The sequence below is a fragment of the Marinifilum breve genome (genome assembly GCF_003202155.1).
GTDB classification, from domain to species: Bacteria; Bacteroidota; Bacteroidia; order Bacteroidales; family Marinifilaceae; genus Marinifilum; species Marinifilum breve.
In genome coordinates this window covers 271,266-288,769 of the sequence record NZ_QFLI01000006.1, presented here as the reverse complement: position 1 = coordinate 288,769, position 17,504 = coordinate 271,266, and the positions used below count along the sequence as shown (strand labels likewise).

The window sequence follows — 17,504 nt, the reverse complement described above, 5'->3', positions numbered from 1 at the left end:
AGCGTAAGAGTGCAGACTCTCTTTGTCTCAGTAATTAATCACATACAAAATTTAAGAGTACACTCATCTATTCTCAATTGCATTCTTAAAATAATTCTACCTCATTTATATCAGATATAATGACCACAACTCCACAACACTGGTATGCTTTCGAAAATCATTTTCCAGACTAGTTGAATAACACAAAAATCACTACAAATAGTTAGTAATTTAAATCGCAATCTTCATTAGTTTTGCTGCCGCAATTTTAAACGATATTTACAAACACAGCTTAAAAATGAACTCAAAGAATATTACAATTATTGGAGGAGGAAATTTGGGATCCTCTATAGCAAAAGGATTAGTACAAAGTGGTTTAGTAAAACCTGAACAAATTACGGTTACCAACCTTGAATTGCATTTAATTCAACACCTAAAAGATGAAATAGGTGTGAATATTACAACCAATAACCTTGAGGCAATTAATAATTCGCAAATTGTTATTGTTGCAGTAAAACCAACTGTTGCAAGAACACTTTTGAACGATATTAAAGTACCTTTACAAAAAGGCAAACAAGTCTTAATTTCAGTTATCTCTGGAATTAAAATTCAAGATCTGGAAGATATCTTAGAAGATGTTCCTGTAATTAGAGCAATGCCGAACACTGCAATCGCCATACAAGAATCAATGACTGCCTTGTCTTTTAACGAAAAAGGATTGGAGCACAAAGATGAAGTTGTTGAAATTTTCGATCAATTGGGAACTACCATGATTATTCCTGAATCGCAAATGCCAGCTGCAACCGTTTTGGCTTCTTGTGGTATTGCCTTTGCCTTAAGATTTATGAGAGCTGCATCGCAAGGAGGAATCGAGATTGGTCTTTCTTCTAAGCAATCATTAGAAGTTGCAGCACAAATCATGAAAGGTGCTTCAAAATTAATCATTGAGAATGGAACTCACCCTGAACCAGAAATCGACAAAGTGACTACTCCACTTGGTGTAACCATTAAATCGCTAAATAAAATGGAGCATGAAGGATTTAGTTCCTCTCTTGTTCAAGGGGTGGTTAGTGGTCATAAAAAGATCTTAGAAACAGAATCATAAAACTCAATAATTACAGCTCATTATCTAGCATATTTTATAGAGTGCGGTAGTGAGCTGTTTCCCATTTAATAGTACTGTTCCCAAAGGCTCGTAATCAGTATCAAAATATTGGGTTTCTTTCAACTCTTTAATCAGATTACCCGATACCAAAAGTTTTGATTGATAGGAATTGCATAAGCCTTGAATACGTGATGCTGTGTTAATAGCATCTCCATGATAGGCTATCTCTGACTTTAGTTCCCCTACTTCGGCAACCATAACCTTCCCAGAATGAACACCTGCTTTAAAGATTGGAATAACTCCATATTCCTTTTGATAATAGTCTCTTTTTTTATGCAGTTCTTCCATAAAATCAAAGAATACTTGCAGGCATCGATTGTTCTTCAGCCCGTCTTTTAGTTTCCACGTTAATACTACTTCATCGCCTACAAATTGATAAATTTGAGCCTTATTTTTTTCAATAGCAGAGGAAATATCTTTAAAACAATCCTGAATTAACCTACTATATTTAAAGTGACCCAATTGCTCAGCATAAAAAGTGGATGATTTTAAATCCATAAACAAAAACACTCTTTCCTCTTCCTTAGGCTTATAATATCTTCCAAGCAAGAACTTCAAAAGCACTCCCTTGCCCAATCTCTTATCAATTTCGAAAAAGATCTCTATTAAAGATCCAACAATAAAGAAATAGGCTAAAATGGAATAAAACATTTGAGAATTATAAAGATCCAATAGCTGCTGAAAACTATTTGGAAATTCTTCAAACATGAAAATATCACTTAAGTGATATATAGAATAGATCAATAAATAGGCACTTAAAACATTTACAGAAACAGAAAGTAAAATTGTAAATGAGTAACGTGAAAGAAATTTTCTGATGTAGTGCGATATCTTAAAAATAACTCCCCAAATGACACCTGCGAACAAACCAGACCAAAATGAATTATTTAAATCAGCTATCCTTGATACTCTCATGGCATTGTTTTCATCAACCTGAAATGTGGTTAAAAAGAAAAATGCCACAATCCAAGTAAGAATAATGGTCCCAAAATAAGTTGTAGTCTTATAAATATTTCGTGACAAGCTATTTTCCATGATTGTAATTGATGAAAGTTACCAAATCATTTATTTGCTCTTTGGTATTGATCACATAATCGTTATTTACTTTTAAACGAAACAAGTGGGTTTCTATAATTTGCCTATTCGATTTTGAGGGATTCTCTAAACTTTTTATCGCCTCCTTATAAAGTAAATCTCTATCTTCCATCTGTTAGAATTTATATTCTTATTTTAGTGAGATTAAAACAAGAGAGGATGAATTACAAAGTTGAAAGAACCACCAATCAACAACATCCTACATGTAATTCATACCTCTCTCTTCCCACTATATTAATCTGCTAATTCTCCTATTGCTTTTAGGAAACTAGATTCTTTTAGTTTAAAATTGATTTTTGAATCAATCAGTTCGGTATGTGCCTGCTGCCAAAACGCTTGTGCATCCAACATTTCTGTGGCATTGGCCAAGCCTTCATAAAAACTATTTTTGGTTATTGAAACATTCTCCTCAGCCTGACTCATGGATATTTCAGCCAATTTCTTTTGTTCGTAAGCTTCCTGTAAATTGAAATAAGCTTGTTGTACCTCAAGGCTAATCAGATCCTTAGTTCTGTCCAATTGAAGTTTACGTTGCTTTGTCTGATATTTCTTGGCCGCAACTCTATGCTTTCTTTCATTCCAATGAAAAATAGGAACCTTTAAACTTGCTTGAACAGACAAGTTTTGGCGCGAATCCATCAAGCTTTCAATTTTACTGGTATATCCATAAGAAGCTCCAACACCCAATTGTGGTAAATAATCAGCAAGTGTACTTTTTTCCTCTTGCTTATCTATTTCCACCTGCTTACCAAGCATCAGGATTTCTGGTCTTTGTTGCATTGCTTTCTGAATAAAATTGGTTTCAACATGTTTGTTTTCAACCATAATAATTGTATCAGAAGCTGTTATTTCGCTTTTTAAATCTCTACCAATTACCTGACACAATGCCATTCGAGAAAGCACATGAGCATTTTTAATTCTGAACAAATCCAATTTTGCCTGATTTAACTGTACTTGAGCCTTTAACAGTTCGTTTTTAGTAGTCAACTCCAGGTCAAATGCATTCTTCAAATCAGTAACCAATTGATTCAACATTTCTACATATTTCCCAGCCACTTTAACTCGTTCTCTTACCGACACCAAATTCCAGTAAGCCTCATCGGTTTCAAGAATTACTTCAGAAGCTTCTAATTGGCGATTGAATACCGATAAATCGGAACCCAACTTAGCCATGTTATAGTTGCTTCTGATTTTACCTCCTGTATAAATTGGCTGACTTAAGTTTAAGTTTGCAGAATAGTAATCAATATTTCCCATTTCAAGATTTAAGCCTGGAAAATAAACATCACTTGTACCTGTAAAGTTTCCCAACTTTGCCTCATCCAAACTATTAGCGGTTTGAAGAAAAAATCCAGGTAAGGAAATATCATCAATATCATGCATGTAATTATAGCTACCTTCTGCGCTTAGGTTAGGCAAGAAATGAGTAAATGCAAATTTTACATTCGATTGACTTTCCGAAATTAACTCATCAGCAATCTTAATCCTCTGGTTATATTCCAAAGCCAACTTTCTACTTTCCTGAAGAGATAATGTTTCCTGCCCTATTCCCTGAAATGATATCAGGGAAACAGCAAGAATAGTATATATTTTGAATTTTAATAATTTCATGACAAATTGTATTATAAATCCATAACTTCTTTAGTATTTACACGATAGAATACCGCATACAATACCGGAACAACAATTAATGTAATAATTGATCCTATTAATAATCCGAACATAATCGCAACAGCCATTCCTCCAAACAGTTCATCAGGAATTAAAGGAATCATACCTAAAATTGTTGTGAACGATGCCATAATTACCGGACGCATTCTGGATACTGCAGAGTCAATAATTGCTACCAGAACATCTTTCCCTTCACTTATATCCAGATTAATCTGATCAAGCAGAACCACTGCATTCTTAATCATCATACCCATCAGTCCAAGTGTTCCCAGCACAGCCATGAACCCAAATGGCTTTCCTGTTAACCACAGGCCATAACTAACTCCAATAAAAGCTAGAGGTAAAATGGTTAAAATGATAATTGGTTGACGGAAATTATTAAACAGCATCATGATAATGATGACCATTAATAAAAATGCTAATGGTAAAAATTTCGCTATATTCTCATTTGCATCAGCACTGTTTTTATGCTCTCCCAACCATTCTAAATCATAACCTTCAGGCAATGGTATCGCCTCTATTTTTTTGTGAACTTTATTAAAAACATCAGGAGCATTATATCCTGGCGCAGGATCACACTGCGCTTTTATAGCTCTTCGTCGATCATATCTTTTGATAACTGGATCTTCAAATTCAATTTCAATATCAGAAACTACCTGGCGCAATGGAATACTTTGAGGCTTTGCTCCCCAAACTGGCGTATTTTCAAGAGATTCAACATACTTATCTTTTTCAACTGTTGTTTTTAAATAAATAGGTAAAATATCATCTGCTTTTCTGAATACTCCAATTGCCAATCCATCGGTAGCACAAGCCAACGCATTAGAAACATCGGAACGGTTGATTCCTGTAACTCTTGATTGTGCTTGTGAAAAACGAGGATTCCAAACCTTTACCTGATTCTTCCAATTGTTGGTAACCTTCACCGCAATTGGTTCAGCTTCCATGATTCTTTCTGCTTTTTCGGACAATTCTCGTAGAACTTTTGGATCAGGACCTGAGAATTTAGCCTCAATCATCGACTCTGTTGAAATAGGAGAATAGTATCTTACTCTAGCTCTTGCCCATGAATAATTCTCATCTAAAAACTCTTGTAACTCAGCACCAAATCGAACTGTAGTTTCATAATCTTTGGTGTCAATTACCAATTCCCCATAATTTGCATGACTATTGTTAAAAGGTCTTACCAAAGTATACCTAGCAGGTGTTGACCCCAAACTGGTAGTAACATTAAGCACATCTTCCTGTTTAAGCAGATAAGCTTCTAAGTCATTCAAATCATCCTCTACTGTTTCAATATCTGAACCTTCAGGCAACCAATATTCTACGATAAATTGATTGTATTCAAGATTAGGCATAAACAATTGCTTCACATACTTAAATACAAATACAGCCGAAAAGAACATCAATACTGTAACAGCTAAAATCATAGTTTTGTGTCGAAGCGAATATTTTACAAAGTGACGAAACTTCTGATAAAATTTCCCTGCATAAGGATCCGTTTGTTGTTCTTCACCTTCTTGCTTCTCATATTTTTTACCTCGCAAAAACAGATCACAAAAATATGGGGTTTGCGTCAGTGCTAAGATCCAACTTAGAAATAGTGAGATACCAACTACTTGAAACAAACTTGCACAAAACTCTCCTGTGCTATCTGGCGAAAGATAAATAGGCAGGAATGCAAGAATTGCAACAACAGTAGCTCCCAATAGAGGCATTGCTGTCTGTTTTGACGTTCGGCTCATGGCCTCTTCGCGTTTCAATCCTTTTTTCAGATCCACCAAAATTCCATCGGCAATTACAATTGCATTATCTACCAGCATACCCATTGCAATGATAATAGCTGCAAGACTTACACGTTGTAAAGTAATATCTACACTTAACATGACAATGAATGTTCCCAAAATGGTAAATATTAAGCCACTTCCGATTAAAAGTCCAGTTCGGAAACCCATTGCCAATAACAAAACAAATACTACAATCAAAACTGATTCAATCAAATTTATCATGAATTGCTCAATGGCTATACTAACTCGCTCTGGCTGATAAAAAATACGGTTAATGTTGATACCAACTGGAACATTAGTCTTTAGTTCATCAATTCTATTCTGAACTCTTTCTCCTAATTCAATGACATTGCCACCTTTTTCCATTGCAATAGTAAGTCCAATGGCAGGAACTTGATTGTACTTCATTTTACTTGTAAATGGTCGTACATAATCCTCCTTTATCTGGGCTATATCTTTTAAGAAAATTGGATTTTGATCATTTGCAGAAATCAAGATATTCTTTAAGTCATCCAATTCATGGAAACTTCCATCTGAAGCAATTCGAATTCTATCTCCACCAACTTTTAAACTACCAGGATTCACCATACTATTCTGCTGATTCAAGATCTGAATGACATTTGCTGGATGTATTCCCAAATATGCCATTTTCTCTTGCGAAAGCTCAATATTAATACAGGTTTCCTGTTCCCCAAATAGATTAATTCTTTTTACACCATCAACTAAAAGCAATTCTCTTTTCATGTATCTGGCATAATCCTGAAGTTCTTCTCCCGAATAACCATCACCACTTAATGCAAGAAATATCCCATAAACATCACCAAAATCATCCACAACCATTGGTTTTGATGCTCCTTGTGGTAAAGCTGGGGTGATATCATTAACCTTTCTTCTAAGAATATCCCACAATTGCGGCAATTCATCATTCTTAACATTTTCATTAATATTTACTGTTATTTCAGAATAACCAGCCATAGATCTGGACTCAATATCTTTTATATTGTCCATTGCTTGAATGGCTGTTTCTAAAATATCGGTAACACGAAGCTCTACTTCATGTGGTGAGGCTCCAGGATATTGAGTGATTACCAATGCAGATTTTACACTAATTTCTGCATCTTCAAGTTTTCCCATCTTAAAAAATGAAAAAACACCACCTATAGCCAAAGCAATTAGTACAAACAGCAATACTTTTCGCTGTTTTAATACTGCTTCTGTAAAATTCATAATTGACCTCCTACATTGGTATTAGACTTCTTTACCAACATTTTCACTTTTTGACCTTCACGTAAAGAATGAACTCCTGCAGCAACAATCATTTCTCCATTGGAAATTCCTTTGCTCAAATTCACCATACCATTAGAATCAAAACCTAACATATTGACTTCTCTTTGTTGTACACATTTTTTTGTGGTATCGAAAATCCAAACGTAAGATTTGCCTTTTTTGCTAAACACTGCTTCTACTGGCACCTTATAATTTTCTTCGTCGCTAGCTTTGATAGAAACAGTAACACTAGCCACCATTCCCGGAACAACTTGCTTTTTATTGGCATCAAGTTTTAATCTCATTTTAAAGAAATTGTCACCATTAGGCTTTCTTTCTATGTCAATTAAACTCAGATCAAAATCAGCATCCTTAAAGTTTTCAAACTTACATGTGAAAGAATCAAATGAGTTTCGTATCAAGAAATCATTCTCACTTAAAGCAACTGTAACTTCCAGATTATTCAAATCTAAGATTGAAACGATAGGCTGTCCAGCTCCAATTTTCTCGAAGTTTTCTACAAACATTCCCTGGATGTAACCTGTAAAAGGGGCATAAATCTTAGTATCTCTTAAGGCATTTTCCGCCGCCTCTTTTTGTGCTTTAGCTAACTTATAAGCCGCTTGCATCTGGTCATAAATACTTTTCGAAGTGCTCTTTTTTTCATACAGAGCAGCATATCGTTCTGCCTGTAGTTTAGCATTTTCATAATTTGCATTGGCAGATTCCAGATTTACTTTAAAATCTCTCTTATCAAGTTCGGCAATAACTTCTCCTTTTTTAACAAACTGCCCCTGATCTACATTTAGTTTAACCAATGGGCCTGGCACTTGAAAAGCCAAACGCACTTCTCGGGATTCCTTCACAAAGCCCGTAAACACTTTCTTATTCTGCTCAGCTCCATCTGCATTCACCTTGTAAAGCTTAACAGGTTGAATAAGCTCTTTCTTACTCTCTTTTTTGTCTTTACACGAAAAAAGACCTGCCGAAATAATAAACAGCAGAATTAAGACATTAGAAATCTTTATTACTTTCATTTTTACCACCTTTTGAACTCATTGTGTTCACAGAGTTCATTTTTATACAAAAAATATATGGAGTTATCTACTCCAACATCATTCAATTACTTTTTTGAACTTTAAAAGTTCATTTAGTTCATTTATGTCACAAAAATAAGAAGCATAAAACAATACTCCTTAAACTATAAATTAATTTTATCTAAATTTCTATACCCATTCCTCTTAGGATACATGTAAATGACGCTCGCAATCTTGCAATTGTTTCTTCTTCCGAATAATGTTCTACCACATAAAACTCATTTAGATGTTGCAATGCGTCAATACAATAATCTACATTAATATCTTGCCTTATTAATCCTTCGCTCTGCCACTGTTTATAACGTTTGGTCACATACTCCGTCTCAACTTTAAATTCCTGATCCACCTCTTTTTCAATCAACGGATACTCTTTATAAATTTGTTGAACTAAAATTTTCTGAGCCTGAATAGCATAATTGAAATAATTATCAAGAAACTCCTGCGTCGCTTTTACCGGATCATCTATTAATCTAAAAGGCTCTAGCATTTTAATAAAATTTACCTCGAAAATTCGAAAGGCAATTTGCCTAATCAAATCCTCTTTAGTCCCGATGATTTTATATAGTGTAGCTTTGGCCAAACCACACTCTTTAGCCAATTCGACCATATTTAAACCACGAAGCCCAAATCTCATTATCATCTCCATGGCAACATTTGTTACTCTCTCTTTAATCTCTACCTTATCCGTTTTTGCCACTATTGAACTCTTTTAGTATTTCGAGTACAAATATAGATGTTATTTTGAATTACAAATTATTTTTTTGTTTTTTTAACACTATTTATGAGTTAAATTGAAGTTTAAATGTGGTAGGTCCTCCTTGCTGAGAAGTAAAAGTTAATGATCCTCTATGTAATTTCATTAATTGACGTGATAAACTCAAACCAACACCAGATCCATTCTCCTTAGTCGTAAAAAATGGTGTGAAAATTTCTTCCCTATTTTCTTCTGATATTCCACATCCATTATCTTCTATATCAATACTTGCTTCTTTTGACTCGCTTATTCGAATCTCGATTCGCTTGTTATCACAATCTCTTAATGCATGAATTGAATTGTTGATTAGATTTAATAATATTTGATCTAGCATCGCAGGGTCTGCATTAACTTCCACACCTTCTTTAGGGTGGACCAAATTTACTTCTACATTCTCCAATTGTAAATTTTCTTTCAATAATGTGAGTATTTGATTTACACGATCAACTAAATTGACTAGTTTAAATTTAGGTGATGGAAGAAGAGTTAGATCTCTAAAACGACTTACAAAATCAACCATACCAATCGTTCTCTCCTCTATTATTTCCAGACCTGTTACAACATCTTCACTTTCTTCCTGATTAATTTGCCCCCCTTCTAGTTTTCGATTTTTAAAGATCTCTGATATTGTTCCAATAGATGAATTTATTGGACTTAGCGAATTCATAATTTCATGTGTAAGTACTCTTATTAGCTTGTGCCATGCATCCAATTCTTTTTCATCAAGTTCCTGCTGAATATTCTGAAAGGAAACCAATTTTATTTCTTGTCCACTCAATTTTAATTTGGTTGCTTTTATAGCAAGTTGTACCAATTCATTATTTCTATGAAGAGAAATAAGCCTTTTTTGTGAAGGTTCAATTTCATGAATTGCAGCACTGAGTCCTTCTTGAATTCTATCCAAATCTTCCAACCTGTACAAATGAATTCTATTGAAAATATCTTGCGCTGCCTTATTAAAAAGCAATACTTTTCCTTTCGAATCAATAGAAATAAGTCCAATAGCAACATGCTCTACCAAAGCCTTAAAATACTGATCTTGGTTTTGATTCTTAATTTTAATTCCAAGTATATCCTTATTGATAAGGTCAAATTGTTTGTATAAGTTCTGATATTCTTTTGTTCGATTCGAGCTAAACTTTACACTTGTATCGCTATTTCTAACCGTACTAAAAAAATGTTCTAAATCGCGATTAACTTTGTTCAACCTTCGAATAAGTAATGCAACCTGTACAATCAGCAATACCAACAAATTAATAATTAGTATAATATCTCGATATTCATACCAAACAAATGCTAACACTAAACTATTAAGTAATATTCCTAGTACTCTTACAATTACAACAATATAAAGTCGACGATAGATCATTTTAATCAATGTAAAATATTATACTTTTCAATTTTGCGATAAAGGGTTTGGCGACCAATATTTAATTCCTTAGCTACTTGACTAATGTTACCACGATTTCTTTTTAAAGAATTCTCAATAATAACTCTTTCTCCTTCTTCCAAACTAATTGGTTTTGAACCAAAACTAACTTGAGAATCCTTTTGCTCCAGATGAAAATCATTAGCTTGTAAAACATCAGAATCTGCTAAAATAATGGCTCGTTCCATACAATGACGCAATTCTCGAATGTTACCAGGCCATGAGTAAGCAACAAGCTTCTCTTTTGCTTCTGAATGAATTACAGGTAACTTCTTCCCATACTTTTGCGCAAATTGTTTCAAAAAATGTTCTCCTATTATCAATACATCACTCCCCCTTTCTCGCAAAGGCGGTAACTCAATTGTGATGGTATTGATTCTATACAATAAATCTTCTCTAAAACTATCCGTCGATATCAATTTCTGAATATTCGCATTTGTAGCACAAATTAGTCTTACATCAATTTCATCTTGGTTATTTGAGCCAATGGGTGTAACAACTCTATTTTGCAATACCGATAAAAGCTTAGCTTGCATTGGCATAGATAAATTTCCAATCTCATCTAAGAAAATTGTTCCTTTATTGGCTGCCTGAAACCTACCTATTCGATCCTCTTTTGCATCGGTAAAAGAGCCTTTAACATGTCCAAACAATTCACTTTCAAATAAATTATCGCTTAAAGCCCCTAGGTCAACTCCTAGAAAAATATTCTTTTTTCTGCTTGACAATTGATAAATTTCTCTGGCGATTAACTCTTTTCCTGTTCCATTTTCACCGAGTATTAAGATATTTGCTTCTGTTGCAGCAACTTTTTTAACTGTATTTAAAACCTCTTTTATGGCTTTCGATTCTCCAATAATATTTACAAACTTTTGATTCAAATCTTTTTGTAGATAGTTCTTTTGCTGTTCCAGTTTTTCTACTTGCACTCTGGTTCTGTGCAATTCAACGCCACTTTGAAGCGTCGCCAACAATTTTTTATTGTCCCATGGTTTTAAGATAAAATCTGTGGCTCCTTCTTTCATGGCATTAACTGCCAAATTCACATCACCATATGCGGTAAATAGAATTACTACCAATGAAGTATCCAGCTTTAAGATTTCTCGCAACCAATACAATCCTTCATTCCCAGAATTCACTCCAGCAGAAAAATTCATATCTAACAATACTACGTCATACTTGTCTTTTGTAACCAAACCTGGTATCTGATTGGGATTAGAACAAGTATCCAACAATTCAAAGTGATGCTTTAAAAAGAGTTTTAAGGAGCTTAAAACACTTTTATTATCATCAACTATTAGCAGCTTACCATTTTTCTTCATTAGGAATAATTATAATATGCGTATCACTCTTCACGGATAAAAATAATACAAAACATTATATTCAGATAAGGCATTGTTCCATTTTGGTACAACAAATGGATGATTTTGAAACAGTTTGTCTTTGCTCCAAACATAACAAAACCCATTACTATCTCATTTTCTATCAATTATACATTTTGGCACAAGTATCGCATTAGGCAAATCGAACCTAATAAAAACAGACAATCATGATACAGACATCCAATTTAAGTAAAGTTTTTAGAACTGAAGAAGTAGAAACTTTAGCTTTATCAAATATTAACTTACATATAAAGAAAGGCGAATTTGTTGCCATAATGGGACCTTCTGGTTGTGGAAAATCCACCTTATTAAACATTATTGGTTTGCTGGATAATCCTTCAAATGGTAATTTTAGATTTCTAGAAAATGAAGTTGCACATTATACAGAAAAACAGAGAACTAAATTGAGAAAATCAAATATTGGTTTTGTTTTTCAAAGCTTTAATCTAATTGATGAACTTAGTGTTTACGAAAATGTTGAATTGCCTTTGGTATATCAAAAAGTACCTGCTTCGGAACGCAAAAGAAAAGTTGCGGAAGTACTAAAAAGAGTACAACTTGATCATAGAAGTAAGCATTTTCCACAACAATTATCGGGTGGACAACAGCAAAGAGTAGCAATTGCAAGAGCAGTTATATCTAATCCTAATTTAATTTTAGCCGATGAGCCAACCGGAAATCTTGATTCTGCAAATGGTAGAGAAGTAATGGATCTGCTATCTGAATTAAATCAGGAAGGCACTACAATCGTTATGGTAACTCACTCTAGCAGCGATGCCGAAAGAGCAAGCAGAACCATTCAGCTATTCGATGGCCACATTGTGAGCGAAAATCACAAAAAACAAGTTAATAAAGCAGTTCAATCTGAAATCCTTTAAACCAATCAATCATGATTATTAACAATCTTAAAATTGCATATCGAAATCTGATCCGAAATAAAGGATACAGCTTTATCAACATCGTAGGGTTGGCAATTGGTATGGCATGTACCATATTGCTGCTACTTTGGGTAAATCATGAAATGAATTACGATACATTCCATAATGATGCTGAACGAGTGTATCAGGTTGGAAACTATCAGACATGGAATGGCAAACGAAATGCTATGCCAAATTTACCAACCCCACTAATTGATGCCTTAAAAGAAAAATACCCAGAAATTAAATATGCGACACATTTTAATGCCTGGGGGGAAAATTTGCTTCTTGAATACAATGGTAAAAAGCAATATGAAAACATTAAAAGTGCTGACCCTGATTTTTTCAAAATATTCAATTTTCCTTTGCTACAAGGAAATATGGAAACCTGTTTGAATGATATTAATTCTTTGGTTTTAACAGAAAAATCAGCGAAACGTATATTTGGCAATGAAAACCCTATAGGCAAAACAGTAAACATTGATAATAGACAACCGCTCACTGTTACTGCAGTTGTTAAAAATATCCCTACTAATTCATCCATAAAGTTTGAATTGTTAATGCCATTCGAATTAATGAGAAAGGCAAATCCATGGTCTGAAAATTGGGGTTCGCATAATTATTTTGGATATGTAAAAATTGGCGAAGGAACGAATATTGACGTGTTAAACGAAAAATTAGATCAATTTTATATCGATCATGTTCATAAGGATAGTGAAAAATACGCCTTTTTATATCCATTGCTTAAAAGGCACTTGTACTATCTTGATAATACACCTTCCAAAATCACCCAGGTTAAGATGTTTTTCATGATTGCCATTTTCATTCTAATTATTGCTTGTTTCAATTTTATGAATCTTTCTACTGCACGTGCAGCTAAAAGAGCCAAAGAAATTGGTCTCAAGAAAGCAATTGGAGCTACTTATCCACAATTGATTAAGCAGTTTATTGGTGAATCATTGCTAATCACAATCATCTCGGCGAACTTCGCAATCATTCTGGCACACCTTTTCTTACCACAATTCAATTCTTTAATGAACCGACACCTTATTTTGGATTATTCATCTCTGGAATTTTGGTTGATTATTGTGGGGGTTACCTTGGTAACGGGACTAGTTGCCGGAGCATATCCTGCCTTTTACCTATCCTCATTTAATCCTATTATGGTATTAAAAGGTACTTTCTCGGGAGGAAAAGGAAGCAATCGCTTTAGAAGAATTTTGGTTGTAATGCAATTTATATTGGCCTCTTCCTTACTTATTTGCACATTAACGATTGTATTACAAACCAATTATCTTACCAATATGGATATTGGCTTAAATAAGGATAATGTAATCTCGATTAATATTAATCAACAAATGCGAGAAAAGATAGAGACCATAAAAGGTGAATTAATGAGAAGTTCATTTGTTGAAAATGTATCCTATGGTTCACACAGACCTTATTATGTATTTAGTAACGGTTGGGGCGAAAATTGGGAAGGTAAAGATCCTGAATTCAAACCTTTGGTAACTTATCCTTATGTAGACCCAGAATTCTTTGATGTTTTTAAAGTAAAATTTCACTCAGGAAGACCTTTTAATGCCAATAATCCTGCTGCAGATTCAAGTTGTGTAATTATCAACGAGACATTTGCAAAAATGATTTCTGATGAATCAGTAATTGATAAAACCATTCATACTGGAAATAACGAAGATTTAAGAATTATTGGTGTTGTTAAAGATTACCATTGCACACCAAACACTCGCAAATTACAACCTTTTTTACTTCGTTTATGCGACGATCCAAGGTTCTTATTTGTGCGCTACGTTGAAGGAAATGCAACGAAAACAGTTCACGAGATCCAGAAAATCTGTGGTAAATACAATCCAGAATTTCCATTGATTTATAATTTCCTTGATGATCATTACGACAATTTGTATGAAGGTCAAAGAGCTACAATTAGCACATTATTGTACGCTTCAATACTGGCAATCATTGTTTCCTGTCTTGGATTATTTGGTTTGGCTTCATTTAATGCTGAAGAACGCACTAAGGAAATTGGTGTTCGTAAGGTGCTTGGTGCATCAATGAATCAACTGATTCTTATTTTTAGTAAAGATTTCAGCAAATGGATTCTAATTGCCTCACTAATTTCTTGGCCAATAACTTATTTTGCTATGGAAGTATGGTTCCAGGATTATCCTTTTAGAATTGATTTCCCGTTCTGGTTGTTTATTGCTGTGTTTCTAATGCTACTAATTATATCAACTATAACAGTAGCCTATCAGTCCTGGAAATCTGCAACAAAGAATCCTGTTGTAAGTTTAAAATACGAGTAAATTAACCCAATACCTATATACAAACACAAAAACCACCTTGAATATCGATTCCAAGGTGGTTTTTCTTTAGTACTTCTTTCTACTTTCACATTACTTCCTCTTACTTTCGCATTACTTCTTTCTACTTACAGAATACTTCTTCTTACTTTCACATTACTTCTTTCTACTTTCAGAGTACTTCTTCTTACTTACGCATTACTTCTTGTTACTTTCAGAGTACTTCTTCCTACTTTCACATTACTTCTTGCTACTATAAGCCTCCTTAATGGTTATTCGTGGTGAAAAAAAGATCTGTAAGCTTATCTTCTAAGTAACATCGCTTCAAAAGTTTTTACCAACTGATCAAAATCCGAGTAAACCTCTTTCCCATTCTTTATGGTTTGATTTTTCAAAAGTTCTTTCAGCTTGTTTTTTCCTCTTTTATTCAATAAAAACTCAACAAAAGCAGCCCCAACCGGATAACTTAAATTGCGTTCATACCTGGTAGGTTGCTCCCACAATTCAAGAAGCGAAAATTTCTCTTTAGGCACTCGCTTTCTTGCAATGGCAAAAAGATTTTTATCCATGGTGTCGAAATATACAGCCAAACCTTTATCCAAAAGCATACTTTTAGATTTTGGTTTTAAAACCATTTGTGTTAGCATATGGCACAATTCGTAATCATCTTCCTGCTGATCCCAAACGTTCACAATGCATAAATCAGAATTATAAAATCCTAATGGTCGATTGAACTTTCGAAAAGCCTCATTCCTATCGTGCCAAACAAAAACATCTACCTTTTTCGGAGAATCAATTCCATAAAAAGATGCCATTCTATTGTAATTTACTTTTAGGCGTTCCATGTAAGCATTGGCATCTTGTAATTTTTGCTTATCCTGAAAATGGAACCTGATTTTTTCTGATTCAACAACTTCCCACGCTTGGTAGTATACGCCTGTTTGAAATAAATTTAGGTATCGGTATGCATATTTACTTGCCTCTTTTGAAATTCTGCCATTCTGACACTCTTTTAAATAAGTAATGGCTTTTTGTTTTTCGCCAGTTATAAAATAGCATTTGGCCAAATAAGCCTTACTAAGAGCCTTAATTTCTTCGCTGGCAGAATCGCTTAACATGGATTTCTCCAGATATGGAATGGCTTTGACAAACTGTTTTGAATTGGTATAGGCTCTTCCTAAAATGGAATTTAAATCAGGATCAGAATCGTTTTCTATCAATAGAGTTTGAGCTTTCTCAATTAACTGATCGTATTTTCCTTTTGAATACAGTTTTTTCAATTCTTTATTCTGACTCATTGTACTAAACTGCATCAGAACTAAAATTAGGGCAAGTAGAATTTTATTCATAGTACTATTATTTTTAGGCTTGACAATTTAACGGATTATTTTGATTGATAAAATAGCCATTTATTGCTTTCGCCTTCTTTGATCAATTATCGTTCCAAATGAAACTTCCTGACATTTTATGATATTGCATAAAAAAAGGTGCTGAAAAATCAGCACCTCACATTTTTATAGGAAAAATAAGAAGGGGAGGATAATGCCAATGGCAATTAACCACTTTCCTCTTCCTGTAATACCTTTTTTACCGGGAACCATAAACATACCTGAGAGTGCAAATAAAAGCATGGCAACAGCAAAAATATCAGCCATAAGTGTCCAACCCTTTTTGCTATTATAATGTAGCTTATTCATAAAATAAACCCATTGTTTTTTCTCATATACTTCAAATTCCAGTTGTCCACTCATTGGATCATATTTACCTAAACCACCTTTTAAATAAACATCATACCTTTCGGCATTCGGAATAATTCTATTCAAATGGTAGTCTGAAAAATTATTCCCCCAATAAGTTTTCAATTGATCTGGACTTAAATTGGCTTCCAGTTTATAATTCTGTTTAACGGTACGGTAAGCTGGATCTTCATCATGCTTTTTATGATTTAAAATGATTCCCGAAACCGCATAAATAATTGTTATCCCCACAAAAAAATAGCCCAGATCACGATGAATCAGTCTAAGCCATTTTCTCCAAAATTTCTTACTCCACAATTTCATAAGCTGTTCCGTCTACATAGTAGATTGCATAATAATCTTTGTTATTTTCTTTCATCCAGTCACGCATTTCTTTAATGTTAGCCATTTCAGAACTGCAGTGTTCACCCTCTTCTTCATCAAATTGCTTTGCCTTAATATCAGCCTCCAGCTTATCAATGTATGAAGGTTCTAATCTTTTTTCCCTTAGGGTTCCTGTTACAATAAGATCGTTTCCTGCAAGCTCTTTTGTAAAGCCTTCCAGTTTTCCAGTAGCTTCAACTCTAATAGATAACTTGCCGTCAGCAGTTTTTAGAATACAACGTTTACCCGAATGAGCACAAACGTGATTCACCGTACCTTGAAAGTAAACTTCTTTGCCAACATTATCAGCAGCAGTTTGCATCACTTGCTCAATTGATAAGGCTGCTTGTTTGATTTGAGCAACTTCTTTATTTTCAGTCTTTTCTTTCTGAACTGAATTACATGACAACATCATAATACACATTGCCAATAAACTTAGGTATTTCATCTTTTTCGGATTTAGAATTAATTAGTTGTTTGATTTTGTTTATTTATAACAAACCTATTGCTTATCTGTGCATTAT

At 33.9% G+C, this 17,504-nt stretch carries 14 protein-coding genes; 3 read left to right on the top strand and 11 right to left on the bottom strand.

The annotated features are described in order from the left end of the window. Window positions 1-277: 277 nt before the first annotated feature. A complete protein-coding gene (gene proC, locus DF185_RS14885) occupies window positions 278-1,084 on the top strand; it encodes a pyrroline-5-carboxylate reductase (RefSeq protein ID WP_110361553.1) in 807 nt (268 codons plus the stop codon). 24 nt (window positions 1,085-1,108) lie between these two features. On the opposite strand, the gene DF185_RS14880 is transcribed toward proC, so the two are convergent. The 8 genes from DF185_RS14880 to DF185_RS14845 all read right to left on the bottom strand — a co-directional run bounded on the left by DF185_RS14880 (window position 1,109) and on the right by DF185_RS14845 (window position 11,565). Then, the gene (locus DF185_RS14880; RefSeq protein ID WP_110361552.1) at window positions 1,109-2,179 is read right to left on the bottom strand and encodes an adenylate/guanylate cyclase domain-containing protein; all 1,071 of its coding nucleotides are present in this window, start codon (window positions 2,177-2,179) and stop codon (window positions 1,109-1,111) included. Next, a complete protein-coding gene (locus DF185_RS14875) occupies window positions 2,169-2,351 on the bottom strand; it encodes a hypothetical protein (protein ID WP_110361551.1) in 183 nt (60 codons plus the stop codon). The genes DF185_RS14880 and DF185_RS14875 overlap by 11 nt, the downstream gene beginning before the upstream one ends. A 122-nt stretch (window positions 2,352-2,473) precedes the next feature. Continuing rightward, on the bottom strand, window positions 2,474-3,850 hold the full coding sequence (locus tag DF185_RS14870) for a TolC family protein (protein WP_110361550.1): 1,377 nt from the start codon (window positions 3,848-3,850) through the stop codon (window positions 2,474-2,476). A gap of 11 nt (window positions 3,851-3,861) precedes the next feature. Beyond that, the gene (locus DF185_RS14865; RefSeq protein ID WP_110361549.1) at window positions 3,862-6,924 is read right to left on the bottom strand and encodes an efflux RND transporter permease subunit; all 3,063 of its coding nucleotides are present in this window, start codon (window positions 6,922-6,924) and stop codon (window positions 3,862-3,864) included. Beyond that, window positions 6,921-8,000, bottom strand: coding sequence for an efflux RND transporter periplasmic adaptor subunit (locus DF185_RS14860; protein WP_110361548.1), 1,080 nt, complete (start codon window positions 7,998-8,000; stop codon window positions 6,921-6,923). The genes DF185_RS14865 and DF185_RS14860 overlap by 4 nt, the downstream gene beginning before the upstream one ends. Window positions 8,001-8,181: 181 nt before the next feature. Next, complete coding sequence (locus DF185_RS14855) at window positions 8,182-8,757, bottom strand: TetR/AcrR family transcriptional regulator (RefSeq protein WP_110361547.1); 576 nt, start codon at window positions 8,755-8,757, stop codon at window positions 8,182-8,184. A gap of 82 nt (window positions 8,758-8,839) precedes the next feature. Beyond that, window positions 8,840-10,183, bottom strand: coding sequence for a sensor histidine kinase (locus tag DF185_RS14850; protein ID WP_110361546.1), 1,344 nt, complete (start codon window positions 10,181-10,183; stop codon window positions 8,840-8,842). A 5-nt stretch (window positions 10,184-10,188) separates the two neighbouring features. Next, window positions 10,189-11,565 (bottom strand): sigma-54-dependent transcriptional regulator, encoded by a 1,377-nt coding sequence (locus DF185_RS14845; RefSeq protein ID WP_110361545.1) that lies wholly within the window; start codon window positions 11,563-11,565, stop codon window positions 10,189-10,191. A gap of 227 nt (window positions 11,566-11,792) precedes the next feature. Between DF185_RS14845 and DF185_RS14840 the strand changes: the two genes are divergently transcribed. After that, on the top strand, window positions 11,793-12,503 hold the full coding sequence (locus DF185_RS14840) for an ABC transporter ATP-binding protein (RefSeq protein WP_110361544.1): 711 nt from the start codon (window positions 11,793-11,795) through the stop codon (window positions 12,501-12,503). 11 nt (window positions 12,504-12,514) lie between these two features. After that, window positions 12,515-14,863 carry an ABC transporter permease gene (locus DF185_RS14835; protein WP_110361543.1) on the top strand — a complete coding sequence of 783 codons (2,349 nt, stop codon included), beginning with the start codon at window positions 12,515-12,517 and terminating at the stop codon, window positions 14,861-14,863. Window positions 14,864-15,162: 299 nt separating this feature from the next. Here DF185_RS14835 and DF185_RS14830 read toward each other — a convergent pair whose 3' ends face one another. The 3 genes from DF185_RS14830 to DF185_RS14820 all read right to left on the bottom strand — a co-directional run bounded on the left by DF185_RS14830 (window position 15,163) and on the right by DF185_RS14820 (window position 17,428). After that, the gene (locus DF185_RS14830) at window positions 15,163-16,209 is read right to left on the bottom strand and encodes a hypothetical protein (RefSeq protein ID WP_110361542.1); all 1,047 of its coding nucleotides are present in this window, start codon (window positions 16,207-16,209) and stop codon (window positions 15,163-15,165) included. A gap of 165 nt (window positions 16,210-16,374) precedes the next feature. After that, complete coding sequence (locus DF185_RS14825; protein WP_110361541.1) at window positions 16,375-16,920, bottom strand: PepSY-associated TM helix domain-containing protein; 546 nt, start codon at window positions 16,918-16,920, stop codon at window positions 16,375-16,377. After that, entirely contained in the window at window positions 16,904-17,428 is a 525-nt protein-coding gene (locus DF185_RS14820; RefSeq protein WP_110361540.1) for a hypothetical protein, read from the bottom strand. The genes DF185_RS14825 and DF185_RS14820 overlap by 17 nt, the downstream gene beginning before the upstream one ends. Window positions 17,429-17,504: the final 76 nt, after the last annotated feature.

What these genes read in the sequence shown, in the direction of transcription:
- proC (WP_110361553.1), top strand. Translation starts at nt 278, where the DNA reads ATGAACTCAAAGAATATTACAATTATTGGAGGAGGAAATTTGGGATCC.
- DF185_RS14850 (WP_110361546.1), bottom strand. Translation starts at nt 10,183, where the DNA reads ATGATCTATCGTCGACTTTATATTGTTGTAATTGTAAGAGTACTAGGA.
- DF185_RS14880 (WP_110361552.1), bottom strand. Translation starts at nt 2,179, where the DNA reads ATGGAAAATAGCTTGTCACGAAATATTTATAAGACTACAACTTATTTT.
- DF185_RS14845 (WP_110361545.1), bottom strand. Translation starts at nt 11,565, where the DNA reads ATGAAGAAAAATGGTAAGCTGCTAATAGTTGATGATAATAAAAGTGTT.
- DF185_RS14820 (WP_110361540.1), bottom strand. Translation starts at nt 17,428, where the DNA reads ATGAAATACCTAAGTTTATTGGCAATGTGTATTATGATGTTGTCATGT.
- DF185_RS14840 (WP_110361544.1), top strand. Translation starts at nt 11,793, where the DNA reads ATGATACAGACATCCAATTTAAGTAAAGTTTTTAGAACTGAAGAAGTA.
- DF185_RS14870 (WP_110361550.1), bottom strand. Translation starts at nt 3,850, where the DNA reads ATGAAATTATTAAAATTCAAAATATATACTATTCTTGCTGTTTCCCTG.
- DF185_RS14830 (WP_110361542.1), bottom strand. Translation starts at nt 16,209, where the DNA reads ATGAATAAAATTCTACTTGCCCTAATTTTAGTTCTGATGCAGTTTAGT.
- DF185_RS14865 (WP_110361549.1), bottom strand. Translation starts at nt 6,924, where the DNA reads ATGAATTTTACAGAAGCAGTATTAAAACAGCGAAAAGTATTGCTGTTT.
- DF185_RS14875 (WP_110361551.1), bottom strand. Translation starts at nt 2,351, where the DNA reads ATGGAAGATAGAGATTTACTTTATAAGGAGGCGATAAAAAGTTTAGAG.
- DF185_RS14825 (WP_110361541.1), bottom strand. Translation starts at nt 16,920, where the DNA reads ATGAAATTGTGGAGTAAGAAATTTTGGAGAAAATGGCTTAGACTGATT.
- DF185_RS14860 (WP_110361548.1), bottom strand. Translation starts at nt 8,000, where the DNA reads ATGAAAGTAATAAAGATTTCTAATGTCTTAATTCTGCTGTTTATTATT.
- DF185_RS14835 (WP_110361543.1), top strand. Translation starts at nt 12,515, where the DNA reads ATGATTATTAACAATCTTAAAATTGCATATCGAAATCTGATCCGAAAT.